The organism is Anaerovirgula multivorans (genome assembly GCF_900188145.1).
GTDB classification, from domain to species: Bacteria; Bacillota; Clostridia; order Peptostreptococcales; family Natronincolaceae; genus Anaerovirgula; species Anaerovirgula multivorans.
On record NZ_FZOJ01000016.1, the window covers coordinates 61,943 to 82,865 of the forward strand.

A 20,923-nucleotide genomic window follows, 5' to 3' on the forward strand; every position below is an offset into this window, starting at 1 on the left:
AGTTCTTATAAACAACAAAAAATCTCCAGAGGATCTCTGGAGATTTTTAATTATATTATGCTTTTACTTTTTCAATTTTAATACCTGTATCATGGTCATTTAAGTTTTGCTTCTCAAAACTATCATCTTTGACTCTTTCTATACTGACAGCCAAAGTTTCCTGCATAATATAATCCTTATATAACTCTAAAGCTTTAGCAATTTCATCGTCTCCATCAAAGTAGACCTTGATGTTATCAATTACTTCGAAGTCATTGTTCTTTCTCATCTGCTGAACCTTAGATACAAACTCTCTAGCAAAACCTTCATCAATTAATTCTTCAGTTAATGTAGTATCTAAAATTACAAATAGATTGTTTTCCATCTCTACTGTAAAACCTTCTTTAGCAGAAATGTTAATCATCACATAATCCTTTGTAACTTCTACCTGATCACCATCTATATCTAACATGATAGCTTCTCCAGCTTCTAGTTTAGGTACTACCTCAGAAGCATCCAGTGTTGCTAAAGCATTTCCAAAGGCTTTTATTTTGCTGCCTAATTCAGGTCCTGCTACTCTAAAGTTTGGCTTCAAGTTAAAGTCCATGAAATCCTTTAGATTCTTTTCAAAGTGAACTTCCTTTACATTTAGCTCCTCTTGAACCAAAGGTACTAGATCAGAGATTAAAGCCTCATATTTACCGTCCACCAAGATTTTTTGCAATGGCTGACGAACCTTAATTTTCGCTTGAGCTCTTGCAGCTCTGCCTAATCCTACTAAATCTCTTACAAGGTCCATTCTTTCCTCTACTTCTTTATTAACCAAAGCAGCATCTGCTTTAGGATAATCTGCAAGATGTACAGATAACTCACCTGTCAAATTCTGATACATTTCGTCTGCTAAGAAGGGTGAAAAGGGTGCCACTAGCTTAGATACTCCTACAAGGATTTCATAGGTTGTATTGTATACTGCTTTTTTATCATCGTTTAACTCAGTAGCCCAAAAACGTCTTCTAGCTCTTCTAATATACCAGTTGGACAGGTCCTCATTAACAAACTCTTGAATCTTTCTTACCGCCTTTGTTAATTCATAAACCTCCATATCACTTCTTACTTCTCCAACTAAGCTGTTGTATTTTGATAAAATCCACTGATCCAGTTCAGGACGATCCTTATATTCTATGAAGAAATCCTTTGGATTGATTTCATCTGTATTTGCATAAAGGGTAAAGAAGGCATATACGTTTTCAATGGTTGAGAAGAACTTGCTCTGTATTTCCTTTAAGCCTTCAATATCAAATTTAGTAGGTGTCCATGCTGGAGACACATGAAGTAAATACCATCTTAAGGCATCTGCCCCGTACTTATCAAACATTTCAAATGGGTCAACAGTATTTCCTTTAGATTTTGACATCTTTTGACCATTTTTATCTAAAATCAAGTCATTTACTAGCACATTCTTGTAAGGAGATTTCCCCATTACAAAAGTAGAAATTGCAATGAGAGAATAGAACCAACCCCTCGTTTGATCGATACCCTCACAGATAAAGTCCGCTGGGAATAACTGTTCGAAGTTCTCTTTGTTTTCAAAAGGATAATGATGCTGAGCAAAAGGCATAGCGCCACTATCAAACCAACAATCAATAACCTCTGTTACCCTTGTCATAGTGCCTCCACAATCATCACATTTCAAATGAATGTCATCTACATGGGGTCTATGGAGTTCTATTGTTTCATCTATTTTTTCTACAGCCCTTTCCATTAACTCTTTTCTTGAGCCTATAGAGGCCTGATGTCCACATTCACAACGCCAGATGTTTAAAGGTGTTCCCCAATAACGATTTCTAGAAATTGCCCAATCATTTAGGTTTTCTAACCAGTTGCCAAAGCGCTTTTCCCCTACATAATCAGGGTACCAATTCACCGTATTGTTATTTGCAATTAATTGATCCTTTAGCTTAGTCATTTCAATGTACCAGCTAGGCTTTCCATAATATAACAGCGGTGTACTACAACGCCAGCAGTGGGGATAATTATGATTCATTTTTTCCTTTTTAAATAGCTTTTCCTGTGAATGAAGCCATTTAATAATATCTATATCTGCATCAATAACAAATTGTCCTTCCCAAGGGGTAGTTGTGTATTTACCTTCTTCATTTACAGGCTGTAATACTGGTAGATCATATTTTCTACCTACTTGATAGTCGTCTTCCCCAAAGGCAGGAGCAATGTGAACAATACCTGTACCGTCCTCTGTTGTTACAAAGTCAGCCAGCGTAACAAAAAAGGCTTTTTTGTCTGGCTTTACGAAAGGCATCAATTGCTCATATTCTACATATTCTAAATCTCGACCCTTTAATTCCTCTAATACTTCGTATTCATCTCCTATAACCTTTGGTGCCAATGCCTTTGCTATAACATATACCTTATCATTGTACTTTACTTTTACGTAGGTTACTTCAGGATGTACAGCTAGGCCAACGTTAGATGCTAACGTCCAAGGGGTAGTTGTCCACACTAAGAAGTATTCATCTGCACCTTTTCTCTTCATGGGCACGATTACGGTATTGGATTTGATTTCTTTATATCCCTGTGAGACCTCATGGGAAGCTAGTCCAGTTCCACATCTAGGACAGTAGGGAAGAATCTTATGACCCTCATAGATATAACCTTCCTTAAAAAACTTATCTAGAATCCACCATACAGACTCAATATAATCATTGTCCAAAGTAATATATGGGTTATCTAAGTCTATAGTATACCCCATTCTTCTGGTCATTTCTCTCCATTGCTTTTCATAAGAGAAAACAGATTCTCTACACTTTTCGTTGAAGGCAGCAATACCATAGCCTTCTATTTCTCCTTTGCTGGAAAGCTTCAATTGTTTTTCTACTTCGATCTCTACAGGTAAGCCGTGGGTATCCCACCCCGCTTTTCTCTTTACCTGTTCTCCCAACATGGTATGATATCTACACACAGAATCTTTTAAAGTTCTAGCAAGTACATGATGTATTCCTGGTTTACCATTGGCTGTAGGAGGCCCCTCAAAGAATACAAAGGATTTTTTTCCCTCACGATTTTCAATACTTTTGTCAAGAATTTTATTTTCATCCCATAATTCAGCGACGGCTTTTTCTCTTTCAGCTACAGGAACATTGGATAAAGGTTTGAATCCCTTCATTTTTTATCATCCTTTCTAATATATTTAATGTGATAACTTTCTATCAATGGTGACACTATACTTGAATTTTAATATACTAAGGGCTACATTTGCAGCCCACGGTTTTGGGCGAAACCGTAGACCGTGTATATTAAAATTCTTAATCCCACATCTAGAAACAGATTACTAAATTCATCAAAAAATATAAAAAGTCCCTAAAATCACTTAGGGACGAATAAACCGCGGTACCACCCTCATTACAAGATAATAACTATCTTGTCACTCGAATACATCATAACGTATGTCTACGGAAAATCCTACTGATGCTTCAGATCTTCTGCTCTGAGGTGATCTTCATAAAAAGCCCCTAATAATCTCTCACCAAACGATTATCTCTCTGGAAAGGTTCCTCTTTACTACTGTCCTCTTCATAGCATTTGCTTCTTAAAATTTTTTGAGAGTACAACTACCTTTTTTAAATCTTCAAAATACATTATACATTTACTTTTATCTAAAAGTCAAGTAGTTTGATATTTTGAAACATTCTGTCGTATTGTTTGAATCTTGACAGTTTTTGAGAAAAGTATACATAGTAGATATTTAGTTACATGCTATTTGTTTCTTCTTATTTTGCTCCATAAGTTTATGAAAAAATTTCCTATCCCCAAAATTTCGCCAATATAATTTGCAAATCTCATATAAAATGAGACTTAATTCAGAGGGAGTTTTTACTCCCTCTGAATTGTAGCCGAATTTACTTCGAGGATGTAGTGCTTGATCTCCCGCTTTAAGTAGACAACCGAAAGTTTGGTTTCTAACTTTCGTGTTGGTCACTTAGTTTGTTTATCTATAAGCAGATAACCAAAATCTTTGATTTTGTGTTAGTCGCTTAGTTTGTTTATCTAGAAGAAGCGGGAGTCTTAGCAATACACCGAAGGATAAATTCCTATAATTGTAGTAAATACAATTAAAACTATGAAAAAGCTTAGGCCAGACTGAATATATTCGATAATTCTCTCCTCCTTTACAAGCAGTGCAATAAGCGGACTATTCTCACCTTTAGTTGTTTTTTTGCAATGCTTCCATGGTAAACTTAGGAAAATGCTATGGTTTTGTTTGTACAAAATCTAGGTAAATAGATTTAAATAGAATTATTTTAATTATTTTAATTATTTTAAGATTGTGATACAATAAATTTTAATGAAACGTCGATATGTGTAAACATAACAAAATGTATTGTTGGGGGAACAGACAATGAAATTAAAAATTCCTAGTTCTTATGTTTTATTATTTTATATTATTATTGTTTTAGGATTAGCAACATATATTGTACCAGCAGGAAGTTTTGATAGAGAAATAGATACCAAGACAGGAATAAATTATGTAATTCCAAACAGTTATCAAGAAATAGAAAAAACTCCAGTTTCTGTTTTCCAACTATTTAAAGCAATACCTCAAGGAATGATGGAAGCAAGTGATATCATAATCTTTGTCTTGCTGACAGGAGGAAGTTTCGGTATTATTCAAGCTACTGGAACTATAAATGCTATAATAGGTAGTTTAGTTCGCAAATATATAGGTAAAGAGAAAATGCTTATTCCTATACTCATGATAATTTTTTCCTTGGCAGGAGCCGTATTCGGAACTGCTGAAGAGGCCCTGCCCTTATATCCTATGGTAATAGCACTTGCTACAGCCCTTGGATTTGATAGAATAACTGGAGTAGCAATTATCTTACTTGGTACTGGTGCTGGATTTGTGGCAGGATTTTTAAATCCTTTTACTACTGGAATAGCTCAAAGCATATCAGAATTACCAATATTTTCAGGAATTTTCATGCGAATTATTTGCTATCTTGTATTTCTTTCAACAAGTATAATCTATGTCTATAGACATGCTAATAATAATTGTGATAAACTTCAATTAAATGGAAACATCAAAAACTTTAATATACACAAAGTACCTACATTATCATCTGAACATAAAAAAGTAATGGTTGTGACTATTATTTCATTTATATTTTTGATAATAGGTATCGCAAATTATGAATTTTACATATTAGAAATATCCACTACATTTTTAATTATGGGCATAGCTTGTGGAATAGTTGGTGGGCTTAATCCTGGAAGAATTTCATCTGAATTTGTTAAAGGTGCTTCTAGTTTAACCTATGGTGCATTAATTATTGGTATAGCTAAAGCTGTTTCGGTTATTATGATTTATGGAAATATTATGGATACAATTATATATAACCTATTAAAACCAATAGAAGGTTTTGCTCCAACTATCAGTGCTACAGGAATGTTTATAGTTCAAAGTATAATAAATATATTTATTTCATCTGGCAGCGGGCAAGCGGCGGCAACAATGCCTATAATGAAAACATTAGCAGATATGTCTGGCATCACAAGACAAACAGCAGTACTGGCTTTTCAATTTGGTGATGGGTTTTCTAATATTATTAGCCCTACGTCTGGATATTTTGTAGCTGCTTTGGCTATTGGAAGAATAGAATGGAAAGAATGGACAAAATGGGTTCTGCCATTATTTATAATATGGTGTATACTAGGATGGATTTTAATAGTTATTTCATACTTTATAAATTACGGTCCTTTTTAAATTAGCTTAAGATAGTAGGTGTACTTATGTCGGGAATCATTGAAAACAATTTACAATTAGAAGTTATTAAAGCTTTAGGAGATGAAACTAGGTTGCAAATTTTGGAAATACTGGGAAAAGGCGAATTGAATGTAAGTGAAATTGCCGAAAAATGCACAGTTTCACGGCCTACTATATCACATCATTTGCAAATATTAAAAAGAGCTAGAATAGTTGAATCTAGAAAAGAAGGAAAGGAAATATATTATTCAGTAAATATGTATACATTAACGTCCTTATCAGAATCTATGTTAGGATTTGTAAGTTTTGGAACATTTAATTAATATTAGTAGATGGAAAGGATTTGTGCAGAAAACAAGTTGATATGTTTAAACATATAATTTTTTAAATAAAGGAGGGATATTTTTTTGAACAACATGTTTATGAACTTAAACACGTAGACGCATTTGTGAAGAATATAACCTCGAAAACTTTTTTAAAAACCTGAAATTTGTATTGAGATCCGAAATCAGGTTTCTACAGCCAACCCGAGATAAAATGAGACTTAATTATCTGGGCTTTGGAGCTTTCGAGGAAATTAGAGGATTTAAAGGAGGTGTTTATTTTGAAAAGTTGAGAGCAATGAGATCATATTATAAATTTCTACACGAACTAGAGGGGGTTAATAAAATGGAATTGACAAAATTAATAAGTCAGGAAGAAATAATTGACATAACAAAAAATCTTATATCAATAGAAGGTCATAAAGATATAGAGGATAAGGAATCAAAAGTGGCCTATTACATTAAGAATTTGTTAGAGAGTGAGAATATTTTAGTAGAACTTAACGAAATAGAAAAAAACAGACCTAATGTTTATGCAAAAATAGAAGGACAGGATAAAAAAATTGAATTAATGTTTAATGGACATATAGATACTATTCCAGGATTTAGCATGGATTATGAACCTTTTAAACCATATATAAAAGATGGGAAGATATACGGTAGAGGCTCTGCTGATATGAAAGGGGGAATCGCCGCCATGCTCGCTGCTATGTTGGCAGTAAAAAGAGGAGGTATAAAATTAAATAAAACAGTTATGTTTGCAGGCGTAATAGATGAGGAAGAACGTTCAAAAGGAACAGAACAACTTATTAAAGATAATATCATTCCACAAAATGTAGTTATAGGTGAACCTACTCAGTTAAAGATAGGAATAGCTCACAAAGGCATGGAATGGATAGAAGTAAAATTTAAAGGTAGAGCAGCCCATGGAAGTAGGCCTCATGAGGGGATAAATGCTATTTATATAGTATCTGAATTCTGTAGATTAATCAATGAAAAGTTGCAATTCGAAATAGAAGCTAGAAAATCCGAGCTATTAGGTAGTGGCACCATTAATTTGGGATGTATACATGGTGGTAATGACCCTAATATAGTGCCTGATAGTTGTAGCGTGCAAATTGACAGAAGATGGTTGCCCAATGAAACTTTAGAATTTATACACAAAGAAATAGAAGAAGTTGCCAAGGATGCAGCAGAAAAATTTGGAGGAATTTATGAAATTAGAGCAATGCGTGAATTCACAGCTTCAATGATTAATAGACCCTATAGCATTGACTCTGATCATGAATTAGTTAAAAATGCCCTTGAAATTGTGGCCGAAATAACTGAAGAAAAACAGGTACCAAAAGATTTTCCAGCTTGGAGTGATGCAGGGTTACTATCTAACCATACAAATGCTAAGTGTATCATTCTAGGTCCTGGAAGTATTAATCATGCACATTCTAATAATGAGTTTTGCGATGTAGATGAAATAATTAAAGCTTCTAAAATCTATTTCAATTTAATTAAAAAATTTTGTTTATAAGGAGAGAGAGAGATGGAAAAGGCGAAAGATATAAAAAAAATTAAAATACCACATACTTATGCTTTGTTGTTTATTGTCATCATTTTAGTAACTTTGTTAACTTACATAGTTCCAGCAGGTGAATTTGATAGAGCACAAGACACTGAAACAGGTAGAATCTTTGTTGTTGCAGATAGTTTTCATGAAGTGGAAAGGATGCCGGTATCGCCTTTTGGATTGTTTAAAGCAATACCAAAAGGAATGGAGCAGTCAGGCTATATAATTTTCTTTGTATTAATGATAGGTGGTGCCTTTGGGATAATTCAAGGAACAGGAGCCATAGATGCTGGAATAGTTGAAGTAGTAAACCGTATGAAAGGAAAAGAAAAAATGGTTATACCTGTGACCATGTTTATTTTCTCTTTAGCAGGAGCTATACTTGGTTCCGCTGAAGAAATGTTGCCATTCTATCCAATAGTTATATCCCTTGCCCTAGCATTAGGATTTGATACGCTTACCGGTACTGCAATGGTTTTATTAGGGGCAGGGGCAGGATTTGCGGGAGCTTTCCTCAACCCATTTACTATAGGAATAGCTCAAGGAATAGCAGGATTGCCACTATTTTCAGGGATGTGGTATAGGCTTATAGCATATGTGTCAATCTTAGGAGTTACAATAATATATGTATATAGATATGCAAGTAAAATCCAAAAAAATCCAGAATTAAGTATTACTTATGAAGAAGATAGAAACAAACATGAAGATTTTAACTTAGATGAAATACCACAATTCACGAATAAACATAAAATGGTTATGGCCCTACTAGGCATTGGTCTAGCCATCTTAGCATATGGAGTTGTAAGATTAGGTTTCTATATAACTGAATTAACAGCAATGTTCTTAATCATAGGCGTTCTTGCAGGTGTTTTTGGTGGATTGTCAATCAATCAGGTAGCTGAAGAATTTGTAAATGGTGCAAAAGAATTAGTGTATGGAGCATTAGTAATAGGTCTAGCAACTTCAATTATGGTAGTAATGAGTGAAGGGAAAATAATGGATACAATTATATACAGTTTAGCTAATCTAGTGAAAGGCCTCCCACCTGTTCTAAGTGGTATAGGAATGTTCATAGTTCAAAGTTTTATAAATTTCATAATACCATCTGGCAGCGGTCAGGCGGCTGCTTCAATGCCAATAATGGCGCCTATGGCTGATATAGTTGGTATCACCAGACAAACAGCAGTACTAGCTTTCCAATTTGGAGATGGTTTTTCAAATGTTATCAACCCAACATCAGGGTATTTTATGGCTGCCCTAGCAATAGGTGGCGTGAAATGGGAAAAATGGGCTAGATGGATGCTGCCACTACTTTTAGTTTGGTCAATAATTGGCGTTACCTTAGTAGCAATATCAGTAATAATAGGATATGGCCCTTTCTAAACATTTATAAAAGTAGATGACCCAAATCTTTGATTTGCTGTCAGTCACTTTCACAGAATACAATCAAAAATCGCTGACTCTTTACTTTATAGAGTCAGCGATTAAATTGTTTTGAACATAAACTACTTTTCCTGCCCCTTTATCTGTCTAATCTCTTCTGTTACAGCAGGTATGACTTTGTTGATATCTCCCACAATTCCTAAGTCTGCTATTTCAAAAATTGGTGCAGAAGCATTTTTATTAACTGCTATAATCAAATCTGATTCCTCCATGCCGGCTAAATGTTGAATAGCTCCTGAAATGCCGCAGGCAATGTATAGGTTTGGCCGTACTGTTTTTCCGGTTTGTCCTACTTGACGATCTCTTTCTATCCAACCTGCATCTACTACAGCACGAGAAGCAGAAACAACACCACCCAGTTCCTTCGCCAGCTCTTCCAGTATAGAAAAGTTTTCTTTATTTCCCATTCCTCTGCCACCAGATACCAAAATCTCTGCTTCTTCTATTTTAATCTTTTCCTTCGTTTCTTTAACCACTTCTATAATCTCTACATTGAAATCCTCTGGTGTTAACTTAGAGCTATATTCAACGATTTCTCCCCCACGCTTTTCATCTCGCTCCAATTTAATCATTACCCCTGGTCTTACGGTGGACATTTGCGGTCTATGATCGGGACAGATAATTGTTGCTAAAAGATTTCCTCCAAAGGCAGGTCTTGTCATTAATAAGTTATTTGTCTCTTCCTCTATTTCAAGGGAAGTGCAATCTGCTGTTAAGCCTGTATGGATTCTCGCTGATACCCTTGGTGCTAAATCTCTTCCGATTGCTGTTGCTCCTAATAAAATGATTTCCGGCTTTTTTTCTTCAATAATTTCAGTCATTACCTTCGTATAAGGTTCTGTTACGTATAGATTTAAAAGTTTATCTTCCACCAAAATAACTTCGTCTGCTCCATAGTATATCAACTCATTAGCAACCTTCTTAACATCATTCCCCAACAGTACAGCAGTCAATTTTGTCTTTAAAATATCTGCCAGTTCCCTTCCTTTTCCCAAAAGCTCTAGAGAAACTTTTTGAATCTCTCCATCCCTCTGCTCTGCAAAAACCCAAATACCCTTATAGTCTTTATTGTTCAATGGTAGCCCTCCTAACTATATGATAAATTTTTCCTTTAATTTTTCAATGATTCTTTCCGCTGCTTCCTTTGGAGCCACATCGTAAACCTTGCCTGCAGTTTTCGCCCCTTTAGTAAAAGCCTTTTTTACTTTGGTTGGTGAACCTTGTAGTCCAATATTTGATGTTTCTATCTGTATGTCTTTCAGATTCCAAATATCTACTTCCTTCTCTCTATAGGCATCAAATATTCCACCTATCCTCATATATCGTGCTTCATTCATTTCCTTTAATGTGGTAATCAAACAAGGTGTTTTTACTTTAACCATATAATATCCATCTTCAAAGCTTCGCTTTAAAAGCAGTCCATCCTCTTGCAACTTTAGATCCTCCACATAAGTTACTTGGGGAATATTTAAATGTTCTGCAATCTGAGGTCCTACCTGAGCTGTGTCTCCATCAATTGCTTGTCTTCCTGCAATAATCAAATCATATTCTAGATTTTTTATAGCTGCCGCCAGTGTACAAGAGGTTGCCCAGGTATCCGCTCCTGCAAAAGCACGATCTGTCAAAAGAATCCCTCGATCTGCACCCATAGCCAATGCCTCTCTTAAAGCCAAGTCCGCCTGTGGTGGCCCCATGGATAACACAGTAACATGGGCTCCAACTTCATCCTTCAATTGCAAAGCTGCTTCCAATCCACTTTTGTCATCGGGATTGATAATGCTTGGAACACCATCTCTTATCAAGGTTCCCGTCTTAGGATCAAGTTTTACTTCTGTAGTATCTGGTACTTGTTTAATACAAACGATAATCTTCATAGGTTTCAGCCTCCTCTATTTCAACAAATGTGCAGAAATTACCATTTTTTGCACTTCAGATGTACCTTCATAGATCTCTGTAATCTTTGCATCTCTCATCATTCTTTCAACAGGATACTCTCGTGTGTAGCCATATCCTCCATGGAGCTGTACCGCTTTAGTGGTGACCTCCATCGCCACTTCTGACGCATAAAGCTTTGCCATAGCCGCTTCTTTTGAGTAGGGTAGTTTGTTTTCCTTATGAAAAGCCGCCTTATAAACCAGCATTTTTGCAGCTTCTATCTTTGTGTACATGTCTGCTAATTGAAACTGCGTATTTTGAAAGGCTGCAATAGGTTTGCCAAATTGTTTTCTTTCTTTCACATAATTTATGGTTTCCTCTAAGGCCCCTTCAGCGATCCCAAGGGCTTGGGAAGCAATCCCAATACGTCCTCCATCTAAGGTCTGCATTGCAATCTTAAAGCCTTTTCCTTCACTGCCCAAAAGATTTTCCTTTGGAATTTTACAATTTTCAAAGATTAATTCACAGGTGGCAGAGCCTTTAATTCCCAACTTCAATTCTTTCTTTCCAATAGTAAAGCCCTCTGTATCTGCTTCAACGATAAATGCAGAAATTCCCCTTGTTCCTTTGCTTTTATCCGTCATAGCCATGATCACATAGATATCTGCATAGCCTGCATTGGTAATAAAAATCTTCGTTCCATTTAAAAGATAATAATCTCCCTGTAGCTCAGCTGTAGTCTGCTGTGCAGATGCATCGGTTCCAGCGTTTGCCTCTGTTAATCCAAAAGCTCCTAGTTTTTCTCCTTTAGCTAAGGGGATTAAATATTTTTCTTTTTGTTGTTCTGTTCCAAACTCATAGATAGGTGCCGCACATAAAGAAGTATGGGCTGATACAATTACCCCTGTGCTGGCGCACACCTTTGATAATGCTTCTACAGCCATTGCATATGCTAAAATATCTCCCCCTTCTCCACCATATTTCTTTGGAAAGGGAATTCCCATAAATCCGTATCGTTTCAATTTTTCTAAGGTCTCCACTGGAAATTGTTCTTTTTCATCAGTCTCCTCCGCCAGTGGTTTTACTTCTTTCTCAGCAAAGTCCTTATACATTTGTTGAAGCATGATATGCTCCTTTGATAAGTTAAAATTCATTTTTATGCCCCCTTACATTTTTATAATCTAGCTGAGTTGCTTTTCATTCACTTTTTTGTTTTTTAAAAACTTTATGTGCTTTTTTACATGTCATTATATAAATATTCTATCATATTGTTACTTAATTAACAAAAGGTTGTTTAAAGAGTTTTAAAAAATATTTTTACTAGAGAATATTTCTTTCGTAATTGATTTTATTCACGGTAGATGAGTATTAATATAATAAAAAAAGCATCTTCGATGCTTTCGCTGGGTGAAACAACTAAGCGATCAGCACAATTTAGCAAGCTAAATTGGCTGCCTGCTTATAGGAAACCCTAGGTTTCCTTCGACGACAGCAAAGCTGTCTGAGCACCTTCCTTAAGGCGGGCAGGGGATTTCATCCCCTACAACCCCTATTTTTTATATACTAGGAAAGTAGAACTTTCCTAGTATATAAAAAACCACCAGCTAAGCTAGTGGCTTTCTTTATACAATAATGGTTCCTCTTTGCTATTCGTATGTCCCTCTTTTCAGTAATTTGCCCTCATGCATCATTAACTCACCATTTGCAATGACACCTTTTATTTCAATATTGTTATCAATAATTAGCAAATCAGCATCAGAGCCTTCTTGGATAGTACCCTTCTGTGGATAAAGGCTTAAAGATCTTGATACATTGGTTGTAATAAATTTCAGCGCTTTTTCTAGATCAAAACCTATCTCTAAGACCATATTTTTGAATTCTTCATAAAGACTAGTTACTTGAGATACACCTATTTCAATCATTTTCCCATAAGCATCATAACGAGACCAACTTCCATAACCATCAGAGCTAATTGTAATATTTTCTAGTGGAACATCCAATTCCTCCGCTCTTTGAATTACCTTTCCCGGAGATAACTCTTTATATATTCCACAAGTCAAATCAATGATACCGCCTCTCTTCGCATACTCGAAGGATGCCATCAGAAGTTCTTCCTTCCGATTAACATGGGTAGGCCTAATCGTCCTAATAGGAATGTCTGTTTCTTCAAGCACTTCATTGATTAACTGCAGACCCTTTTTCCCATTACCCATATGGACTACTACAATTCCTGCTTTGTCTGAAAGCATTCCAGCCACTCTTGCATCCGAGGCCAATCTTGCTAGCTCGTCATGGGTCAAGCTAGATGATCTATGGTCTGAAATAGCCACTTTAGCTCCAATAATCTCCTCGATAAATACAATATCCTTCTTTACTGAGTCAGTTAAAGTTACTGTAGGAAACTCATAGGAGCCTGTATGGACATAAACCGATACACCTTCTTCTTTTAGAGCTTTAGCTTTAGCCACGAGGTTTTCCATACTTCTCGTTGTAGAATCCGTTCCTAAAAGTCCTACTACAGTTGTAATTCCAGCTTCAATCAACTTAGATAAAGTTATCTCTGGCGCTCTTGTCTTGAAACTGCCTTCTCCTCCACCGCCAGTGATGTGAACATGCTGATCAATAAAGCCAGGAATTAACTTTTTTCCACTTCCATCAATGATTTGAATTTTATCATTAAAGACTTCGATATGATCATCTATCAAAGCAATTTTATTGCCACTTATTAAAATATCTTTTATTCCTATGTATCCTGGATCATAAATTTCTATATTTTTTACTAATATCATAATATTCTACCCCTTTTTATATGGCTTTTTCTTCCTTCTCCTGAGTCTTATTAAGAGGCGCTATCCCGAAGCCTGTAAAGGCAAAGATAATAGCAAATACGATTCCCATGTAGTTTAGAATTGCCCATGGTAAATACTCAATTGTCGAAACTCCTAGGGTAGCTGTCATATAGGCCCCGGCTGCTGACCAAGGAATTAGCGGCACAAGTACAGTTCCTGAATCCTCCAGAGTTCTTGAGAGGTTTTTAGGATGAAGATTTCTTTTCACATAAACATCCTTGAAAAGCTCACCAGGAATTAAAATGGAAAGGTATGAGCTTCCAGTAACAAAAGCCACAGTAAAACAAGAAGCAATGGTAGATAATATAATCCCACTTGTTGTTTTTACCTTTGACATAAGAACATTCAGCACGACATCTAACATGCCTGACCTACTAATAATACCTGCGAATCCCATAGCACAGAAAATAAGAACAGTTGTCCCTGTTACCGAAACAACCCCACCTCTGTTGATCAATGTAATTACACTAGGGACTACTTCTCCTTCAAAACCAGTCATCGATACATTGAAACCTTGTATCAAAGATGCAAACCCATTTTTAAGTGTAAAACCCTGAACAAATACTCCAAGTGCTATAGAAAATAAACTTGTTCCTAACATTGTGGGTATTGTAGGCCATTTCTTTAAAGAACCCAGAATAATAAGCACAACTGGTAAAAGCAATAGAATATTCCAATTAAACATACTACTTAATTGATTTTGCAATGCTATCACTGTCTCTGGGGTATTGGCATTTCCCGAAGCCCCAAGACCAACAACTAAATAGACCCCCATGGCTACAAGTGCTGCTGGAACTGTTGTATAAAGCATATGTCTAATGTGCTCATAAAGCTCACTTCCTGCAGCGATTGGTGCTAGATTTGTTGTATCAGAAAGAGGTGATATCTTATCTCCAAAATAAGCACCTGCCACTACTGCACCTGCAGTAGCTGGTAGCGAAACCCCAAGTCCTCCTGCGATTCCCATCAAGGCAACACCAATGGTTCCGGCGGATCCCCATGAAGTACCTGTCACAGTTGATAAAATCGCAGAAATAATAAATGCTGTTACTAATAGGAATCTAGGGCTAACAATTTGTACTCCATAATAGATAATCATTGGTACAGTTCCCGAAAACATCCAAGAACCGATTAGGAAGCCTACACTCCAAAGAATCAGTGTAGCCGGAAGAGCCTTTGCAATTTTTTCAATAACCCCTTCCTGCATTTCACTCCAAGTGTAGCCTAGTTTCCATGCTATTGTTCCTGCAACAAATGCAGAAAGTACTAGTATGGGTTCCGTCCTAAATTTTAAGTATCCAACACCAAAGGTCAAAGCTAATACCATAAATAAAATTGGTGTCACTGCCTGCCCAAAAGAAGGTGTTTTCTTTAGGTTTTGGTTTTGACTCATATCATCTTTCCTCCTATAAAATATATTTTTATTGCCATTTTATCTATTTGCAATTCTTATGCCATTTTGTAACAAATGAAATATAAAAACTATACCTACTCCTTAGTTAAACTATTGTCTTAATATTTATAATAATTAATCGTTTTAACTAGGTTTATAAATAAAAAAATATAGCCCTAAGCATTTGTTTCTGGCTATATTTATCCAATTCATGGTTAAATTTATCCAATCATTTATAGTACTCAAGAACTCTATTTCCTTTTTTCGTAATAATGCAACCCTTTTTATTACCCTGAGCTTCTATTAAATTCATTTCGTGAATTTTCTTGATAATTCGTCGAATCTTCCCTTCTCCAATATCTTTATTCTGTTTTTTTGCAATATAAGCAAGGGTTGTTCTACCAATACCTCCATCGCTATTCTTATCTATTTGTCCTAAAACCCATAGTTCATCAGTATCTAAAATAACCCTTTCCTCTTCTTTATGATTGTCTAACATATAGTAGTGTAAAGCAGAAGAATCGAATCTTTTTTCTTCATAAATAAGAGATAAATATTCCACTAAATTAATCAACTCTCTTACATTACCTCGCCACTTATAATTTTCCAGAAATTCTAAAACCTCTTTTTCAAAAAGCTCTTCTATACTTTGTATTTTCCCTTTACCAAAATTAATATCGATGAAATGCATCAGTAAATATTTGATATCATCCCTTCTTTTCCTGAGGGGAACCGTCTTTAGTGGAAGTATATTCAATCTAAAAAAGAGATCTTCTCTAAAGCTTTCCTCATCAACAAGCTTAAGTAAATTTTTATTGGTAGCTGCAATAATACGAACATCTACAGGTATTTCTTCAAGAGCTCCCACCCTTCTTATCCTTTTTTCCTCTAACACTCTCAATAGCTTCACTTGAAAGTCAAGGGGTGCATCGCCTATTTCGTCAATAAAAATGGTTCCTCCATTGGCGATTTCGAAAAGTCCCATCTTTCCTCCTTTTATAGCTCCAGTAAAAGCTCCTTCTTCATAACCAAAAAGCTCACTTTCCAGAAGACTAGGGGAAATAGCAGCAATATTAATTGGAATAAACAGATTTTTTCTTCTATAGGAATTCATATGTATAGCCTGGGCCAGTATTTCCTTTCCGGTTCCATTTTCTCCTTGTATTAAAATGGTTGCATCCGTTTTCGAAAACTTCTCGGCTCTTTTTAGCACTTGTTTTGCTTCACTATTAATAGACAGATAATCATCAAATGTATAAAGCTTTCTATTGATTCTTTTTTCGTAATTTCTACGAATTTTGTGACCTAGCTTCGATATTTTATCAGTATAGCTTACAGTAATAAGATATCCAAGTCTCTTATCAAAGTTTACTTGTCTCGTCTCTACTAAAACCTCTCTACCTTCCAACTCAGTAATCCATGATTTATGGTCTTTTAGAATAGCCTCTGAACTTTCCATGAATTGTAGGAATTCCTTTGTCAATAAATCTTTTTTCTTTTTCCCAAGAATTGACTCCAGCTTTGAATTAACGCTTATCATCATGCCCGAATCATCAACAAAAGCGATCCCATGCTCGACACTATTTAAAATTGTTTCCAGCATCTTCTCAGACTCTAAAGCATTTCTTCTACTTACATCAATCGATCTAGATATTTCTACAATATCTCTAATATATTCTGTTACAAAGCTTTCCTTTAATAACTCTTCTATCTGGAGCTCCGAAACAATCTCATGGATCGTTCGGATATCTAATATCCTAGATCCAATATTGATGATATTGTTTACAGTGTAAGGTGCTAGTTCAACCTCTCCAGGCGTAATAACGATCTCTTGTTTTGAATAGCTCCCGCACCCTGGGTAAAAAGGATAGTATTTTATATGATTAAGTCCGATCTCATTAAGCTGTTCTATTGCCTCTAGTGCAGAGCTTTGACTATCATTAACAAGAAGTACTTCTGTCCCCTCTGGGATGGAAATAACCTCTCTTATGTTCCTATGATTAATTACCCGACTTGCAATTAAATAAGGAATTTCAATATTCAAATGCTTTAATATTAACTTTGCAACAAGTTCACTTGTAAATAAGAGTAAATCTCCTTCTATGTCTTTCTGAAAAAACTCAGTCATTAAGATCGTCTCTACATAAATATTTTCTCCTAGTAAGCTTCTAATTTGTCGAGCAACTTCTTCCTCTGTACATTTTCCTCCACTAACGATAATTAATTTTTTCATAACATTCCCCCATGCTATTGTAATTCCTGAATGTAGAACATTAGCAGCTATATTTTTCTCCGAAATAAATCTTGTTGCTTCCAAGGATTATTTCTAACAGCATATTATTTTTATAAATAATTTGCAGTACATCCTTCTGCATAAATATTCTACATAGGCTATAGAAAATTCCTCCTTATCTTTTAAATGTTATGCCAGATATTCACTGGAAGATGCTACCTGGCCTACAAATGATATGCTTTTGATTCACATAATACAAACGGAAATCCATATCTCATTAAAAGTAAAACAGGACCTTGCTTTTTTATGCAAAATCCTGTTCTAAAATTTTTTGTAGTCTTCCCATCAATTCTACTTTTAACTTCTGTCCAATCTTAATCATACTAAGATCTTTAGTGATCTCCTTATTAAGATTATAAATTTCTATCTAACGTGTGCCGTCTCCAAGCTACTTCTTAGCTATATTCCATAAGAAATAACCTTTAACAGCAATATCATCAGCTGCCGTTGTAGTCTTTTTTTTATCATCGTTATTCATATTGCTTGCCTAGTCAGTTTTGGCCTATTTTGAAGTTGAGGCTTTAGCAGAAAGTTTAGCCTTTAATGTCTCAATCTGCTCATTTGTCATACCACCTGCAAGGAGATAGTTCTTTGCATCTGCTGCAAGGTCTGCTTCACTTAAATCATCGTTTCCTGCAATAACCTTAAGCATTGCAAGTACATCCTCAGAAATCAGTTTGTACTGATCGGTGTCTTTTTGAACGTCATAATAATTAATATAGCTTTGCATGTAGTCTTCAACAATCTCACCTTTAGATGCGCCCATTAAAGATCCAAGCAGTGCTGAGAAAAAACCTGCACGATCCTTACCTTCTGTACAATGGAAATGATAAGGTCCTTTATTTTCTGACATAAACACAAGACCTTCAATGATACTTGCTTTAAATTCATTGCTTGTATAGGCAAGTCCCATGTTCAGAGGTAATACCTGATTATCCTTGTAAAGCGCTGCATAGTATGGAGATGCAAAATCTTCCGCTTCAAGATAAGCATTAATATTTTCAGGTGAATCAGCAAGATTAACAACCGTATTGACCTTAGCTTCACTAATAAGTTGATTTGAATAAGCAGCACGTCCAAGTTCATTATTTATTGGGCTTGAACTACGATAAAGCACGGCTGGAGCAATATTACCCATTGTAATATTACGGAAGTTAGCGAATACCTCATCAGATGAATAATCTGCTCGGTTATTGGTACGCTCTAATTTACGAATCTCATACTGCACAAGATACTCCTCAGGACCAGTAAGCATAATAGTTACTTTATCACCAAGCTTTATGTCAGCGATCTCATCGAGCTTTCCATAGTTGATACATACTCCTATGTTGGTATGCCCTGGATATGCACGAACTAGTGGGTTACCACTGTCTACATAGTAACCATCTAGAAATGGTGCTTCAAGTACAAAACCGTTATTAAATATAACTGTTACCATATCACCTGCACTAAATCCTAAATTATAGAAATCTTCAATGAGAATATCTGTTGATGCATGTCCATATTTTTCTATTTCTGTAACCGTAGCTGATATACTTGGGGTTTCATAAATGGAATCAACTGAAAGTCTTGCCTTAAGAGCTGTAATCTCATCTGAAGTCATACCAATTCTTTTAAGATAGTTCTCTGCAGCTGCTGCAAGGTCAACCTCTGAGATGTCGGTTCCCTTTTCATATTCGCAAACAATTGTAGTTAAGGAAGCCACAATATTACTGCTTGCTATGGATGTATACTGCTCGCTGCCTTCTTCAACTCCATAATAGTTCTCATAGGTGGTCATATAATCAGCAACTACTTCGTCAAGTGTTGCACCCATAAGGGATTCTAATACAGCACTTGCAAATCCTGCACGATCTTTACCCTCTGTGCAGTGTATTAGATAAGGTCCCTCATTTTGGCTTAAGAAACGAAGTCCCTCAACTAATTTATTGGAGAAATCTTCTCCTGAAATATCAACGTCCATATTCAACAGTATAACCTTACCTTCATCATAAAGCGACTTATAATAATCAGAATCAAAATTATCCGATGCGATATAACCTTCAATTTCTTCCTCTGAATCAGCTAAATTAAGTACTGCACCTACTCCGACAGCCTCAGCTAGTGCATCAGAATAAGCTGCACGACCTATTTCATTATTTATAGGGCTGCTGCTTCTGTATAAAACAGCGGGCTTAATTCCAGTAGTTGTAATACTACGGAAATTAGCAAATATAGAATCCGTTGCATAATCAGAACGTATATCTGTACGTGTTAACTGATGAAGCAGATAATCTGAAAGATAACCTTCCTTTTCTAATAACGAAAATGATACCTTATCATCTACGTTCACATTATATGTAGTGGAAAAGTTACCCATGTTGATTGCAACAACGAGTAAATTACTTTCCTGGTTATCACGTACTACAAGACTTCCTGTATCTACATCACTGTAAGATGTACAGAAAGGTATTTCAAGTACGTTATCACCCACCACAACTTTAAGGATATCACCTAATTCGTACCCCGCCTCATAGAGGGCCTTAGGTTCAATATCCATTGTAAGGTTGCCATATTTTTGTACCTCTGCAACAGTCCCCACTACTTCAGTATGGGTCTCTGTTGCTATGGCTGTAATTGATAGTGAAAATACCATCATAGCAACCACAAGCAATGAAATCATTCTTTTTGTCTGTTTCATATTTCTCCTCCTCATCATATTATTCGATAATCTCCTCTACACCAGTTTCATATATTTGAAAAATCAGTTTTATTATACCATTTTGCTATTGATATTACCATAAGTCTGAATCTAAGGAAACATTTTCAATTACGGGGACGGGGTTCTTTTACTTTCACTCTTCTTTCCTGCTCCCTTTGGCATCATTATCACCTCGAGTTTATATTAACCTATATCAACATCAAATTATATCGAAAACAACAATTCCGTCCCTAAAATATAAATAAAGCAATAAGAGATGTAACTACAATCTCAAAGTTATTTAATAATGAAGCATTTGAAGCTGTAGTCATCGTCAACCCAATCATTAAAAACATTGGTGCAGCTATATCTAAACCGATCATCCCTATAGTAAATGGAAGCTCTTTTCTCCCAATTTTAGCTTCTTTCTGTTTGTTTTTCTTTGTGTTTTTTATCAAGCTTATGAATAACATTCCAATACCTGCTCCAAGATATAGTAACGCTGCCATAAGCATGGGAGGGATCGTTTCAAGTAAAAACTTAGAAATTGGCGCGCTTATTCCAAACAGTGCAGCTGCCAGTATCGCTTAGATTACTGCTACATATTGTTTTGACTTAATCATTTCTTTTCCTCCGATAATATAAGTATCTCTTACTAATATTATACCCCTACCACCTGTAAAATTGTTAATAAATTAACTTGAATTTCTTAACAATTTTTAACACCTTATGACATTGAGTATGATAA

Annotated in this window: 13 protein-coding genes and 1 other annotated feature; of the genes, 4 read left to right on the forward strand and 9 right to left on the reverse strand. The window is 35.5% G+C overall.

From position 1 onward, the window contains the following. Nucleotides 1–55: 55 nt before the first annotated feature. On the reverse strand, nucleotides 56–3,160 hold the full coding sequence (gene ileS / locus CHB72_RS15505; RefSeq protein ID WP_089283803.1) for an isoleucine--tRNA ligase: 3,105 nt from the start codon (nucleotides 3,158–3,160) through the stop codon (nucleotides 56–58). 203 nt (nucleotides 3,161–3,363) lie between these two features. Then, nucleotides 3,364–3,580: a binding site (T-box leader), on the reverse strand. An 813-nt stretch (nucleotides 3,581–4,393) separates the two neighbouring features. Between ileS and CHB72_RS15510 the strand changes: the two genes are divergently transcribed. The 4 genes from CHB72_RS15510 (at nucleotide 4,394) to CHB72_RS15525 (ending at nucleotide 9,025) form a co-directional block, all read left to right on the forward strand. Further along, the gene (locus CHB72_RS15510) at nucleotides 4,394–5,758 is read left to right on the forward strand and encodes a YfcC family protein (protein WP_089283804.1); all 1,365 of its coding nucleotides are present in this window, start codon (nucleotides 4,394–4,396) and stop codon (nucleotides 5,756–5,758) included. A 26-nt stretch (nucleotides 5,759–5,784) separates the two neighbouring features. Next, the gene (locus CHB72_RS15515) at nucleotides 5,785–6,081 is read left to right on the forward strand and encodes an ArsR/SmtB family transcription factor (protein WP_089283805.1); all 297 of its coding nucleotides are present in this window, start codon (nucleotides 5,785–5,787) and stop codon (nucleotides 6,079–6,081) included. Between the two features lie 346 nt (nucleotides 6,082–6,427). Beyond that, nucleotides 6,428–7,606, forward strand: coding sequence for a M20 family metallopeptidase (locus tag CHB72_RS15520; RefSeq protein WP_176431407.1), 1,179 nt, complete (start codon nucleotides 6,428–6,430; stop codon nucleotides 7,604–7,606). Between the two features lie 12 nt (nucleotides 7,607–7,618). After that, nucleotides 7,619–9,025 (forward strand): YfcC family protein, encoded by a 1,407-nt coding sequence (locus tag CHB72_RS15525; RefSeq protein WP_176431408.1) that lies wholly within the window; start codon nucleotides 7,619–7,621, stop codon nucleotides 9,023–9,025. A 122-nt stretch (nucleotides 9,026–9,147) separates the two neighbouring features. On the opposite strand, the gene CHB72_RS15530 is transcribed toward CHB72_RS15525, so the two are convergent. The 8 genes from CHB72_RS15530 to CHB72_RS15565 all read right to left on the reverse strand — a co-directional run bounded on the left by CHB72_RS15530 (nucleotide 9,148) and on the right by CHB72_RS15565 (nucleotide 20,759). Then, on the reverse strand, nucleotides 9,148–10,161 hold the full coding sequence (locus tag CHB72_RS15530; RefSeq protein WP_089283807.1) for an electron transfer flavoprotein subunit alpha/FixB family protein: 1,014 nt from the start codon (nucleotides 10,159–10,161) through the stop codon (nucleotides 9,148–9,150). 15 nt (nucleotides 10,162–10,176) lie between these two features. Then, nucleotides 10,177–10,959: an electron transfer flavoprotein subunit beta/FixA family protein gene (locus CHB72_RS15535; protein ID WP_089283808.1), complete on the reverse strand. Its 783-nt coding sequence runs from the start codon at nucleotides 10,957–10,959 to the stop codon at nucleotides 10,177–10,179. A gap of 15 nt (nucleotides 10,960–10,974) precedes the next feature. Beyond that, on the reverse strand, nucleotides 10,975–12,114 hold the full coding sequence (locus CHB72_RS15540) for an acyl-CoA dehydrogenase (protein ID WP_089283809.1): 1,140 nt from the start codon (nucleotides 12,112–12,114) through the stop codon (nucleotides 10,975–10,977). A 492-nt stretch (nucleotides 12,115–12,606) separates the two neighbouring features. Further along, complete coding sequence (gene iadA, locus CHB72_RS15545) at nucleotides 12,607–13,749, reverse strand: beta-aspartyl-peptidase (RefSeq protein WP_089283810.1); 1,143 nt, start codon at nucleotides 13,747–13,749, stop codon at nucleotides 12,607–12,609. Nucleotides 13,750–13,765: 16 nt separating this feature from the next. Continuing rightward, the gene (gene nhaC, locus CHB72_RS15550; RefSeq protein WP_089283811.1) at nucleotides 13,766–15,202 is read right to left on the reverse strand and encodes a Na+/H+ antiporter NhaC; all 1,437 of its coding nucleotides are present in this window, start codon (nucleotides 15,200–15,202) and stop codon (nucleotides 13,766–13,768) included. A 229-nt stretch (nucleotides 15,203–15,431) separates the two neighbouring features. Beyond that, complete coding sequence (locus CHB72_RS15555; RefSeq protein ID WP_089283812.1) at nucleotides 15,432–17,435, reverse strand: sigma-54 interaction domain-containing protein; 2,004 nt, start codon at nucleotides 17,433–17,435, stop codon at nucleotides 15,432–15,434. A 562-nt stretch (nucleotides 17,436–17,997) separates the two neighbouring features. Next, nucleotides 17,998–20,175, reverse strand: coding sequence for a tyrosine-protein phosphatase (locus CHB72_RS15560; RefSeq protein ID WP_207652580.1), 2,178 nt, complete (start codon nucleotides 20,173–20,175; stop codon nucleotides 17,998–18,000). Nucleotides 20,176–20,426: 251 nt separating this feature from the next. Next, nucleotides 20,427–20,759 (reverse strand): EamA family transporter, encoded by a 333-nt coding sequence (locus CHB72_RS15565; RefSeq protein WP_330397054.1) that lies wholly within the window; start codon nucleotides 20,757–20,759, stop codon nucleotides 20,427–20,429. Nucleotides 20,760–20,923 lie beyond the last annotated feature (164 nt).

Coding starts and splice junctions, on each gene's coding strand:
- ileS (WP_089283803.1), bottom strand. CDS start 3,160: ATGAAGGGATTCAAACCTTTATCCAATGTTCCTGTAGCTGAAAGAGAA.
- CHB72_RS15510 (WP_089283804.1), top strand. CDS start 4,394: ATGAAATTAAAAATTCCTAGTTCTTATGTTTTATTATTTTATATTATT.
- CHB72_RS15515 (WP_089283805.1), top strand. CDS start 5,785: ATGTCGGGAATCATTGAAAACAATTTACAATTAGAAGTTATTAAAGCT.
- CHB72_RS15520 (WP_176431407.1), top strand. CDS start 6,428: ATGGAATTGACAAAATTAATAAGTCAGGAAGAAATAATTGACATAACA.
- CHB72_RS15525 (WP_176431408.1), top strand. CDS start 7,619: ATGGAAAAGGCGAAAGATATAAAAAAAATTAAAATACCACATACTTAT.
- CHB72_RS15535 (WP_089283808.1), bottom strand. CDS start 10,959: ATGAAGATTATCGTTTGTATTAAACAAGTACCAGATACTACAGAAGTA.
- CHB72_RS15540 (WP_089283809.1), bottom strand. CDS start 12,114: ATGAATTTTAACTTATCAAAGGAGCATATCATGCTTCAACAAATGTAT.
- iadA (WP_089283810.1), bottom strand. CDS start 13,749: ATGATATTAGTAAAAAATATAGAAATTTATGATCCAGGATACATAGGA.
- nhaC (WP_089283811.1), bottom strand. CDS start 15,202: ATGAGTCAAAACCAAAACCTAAAGAAAACACCTTCTTTTGGGCAGGCA.
- CHB72_RS15555 (WP_089283812.1), bottom strand. CDS start 17,435: ATGAAAAAATTAATTATCGTTAGTGGAGGAAAATGTACAGAGGAAGAA.
- CHB72_RS15560 (WP_207652580.1), bottom strand. CDS start 20,175: ATGAAACAGACAAAAAGAATGATTTCATTGCTTGTGGTTGCTATGATG.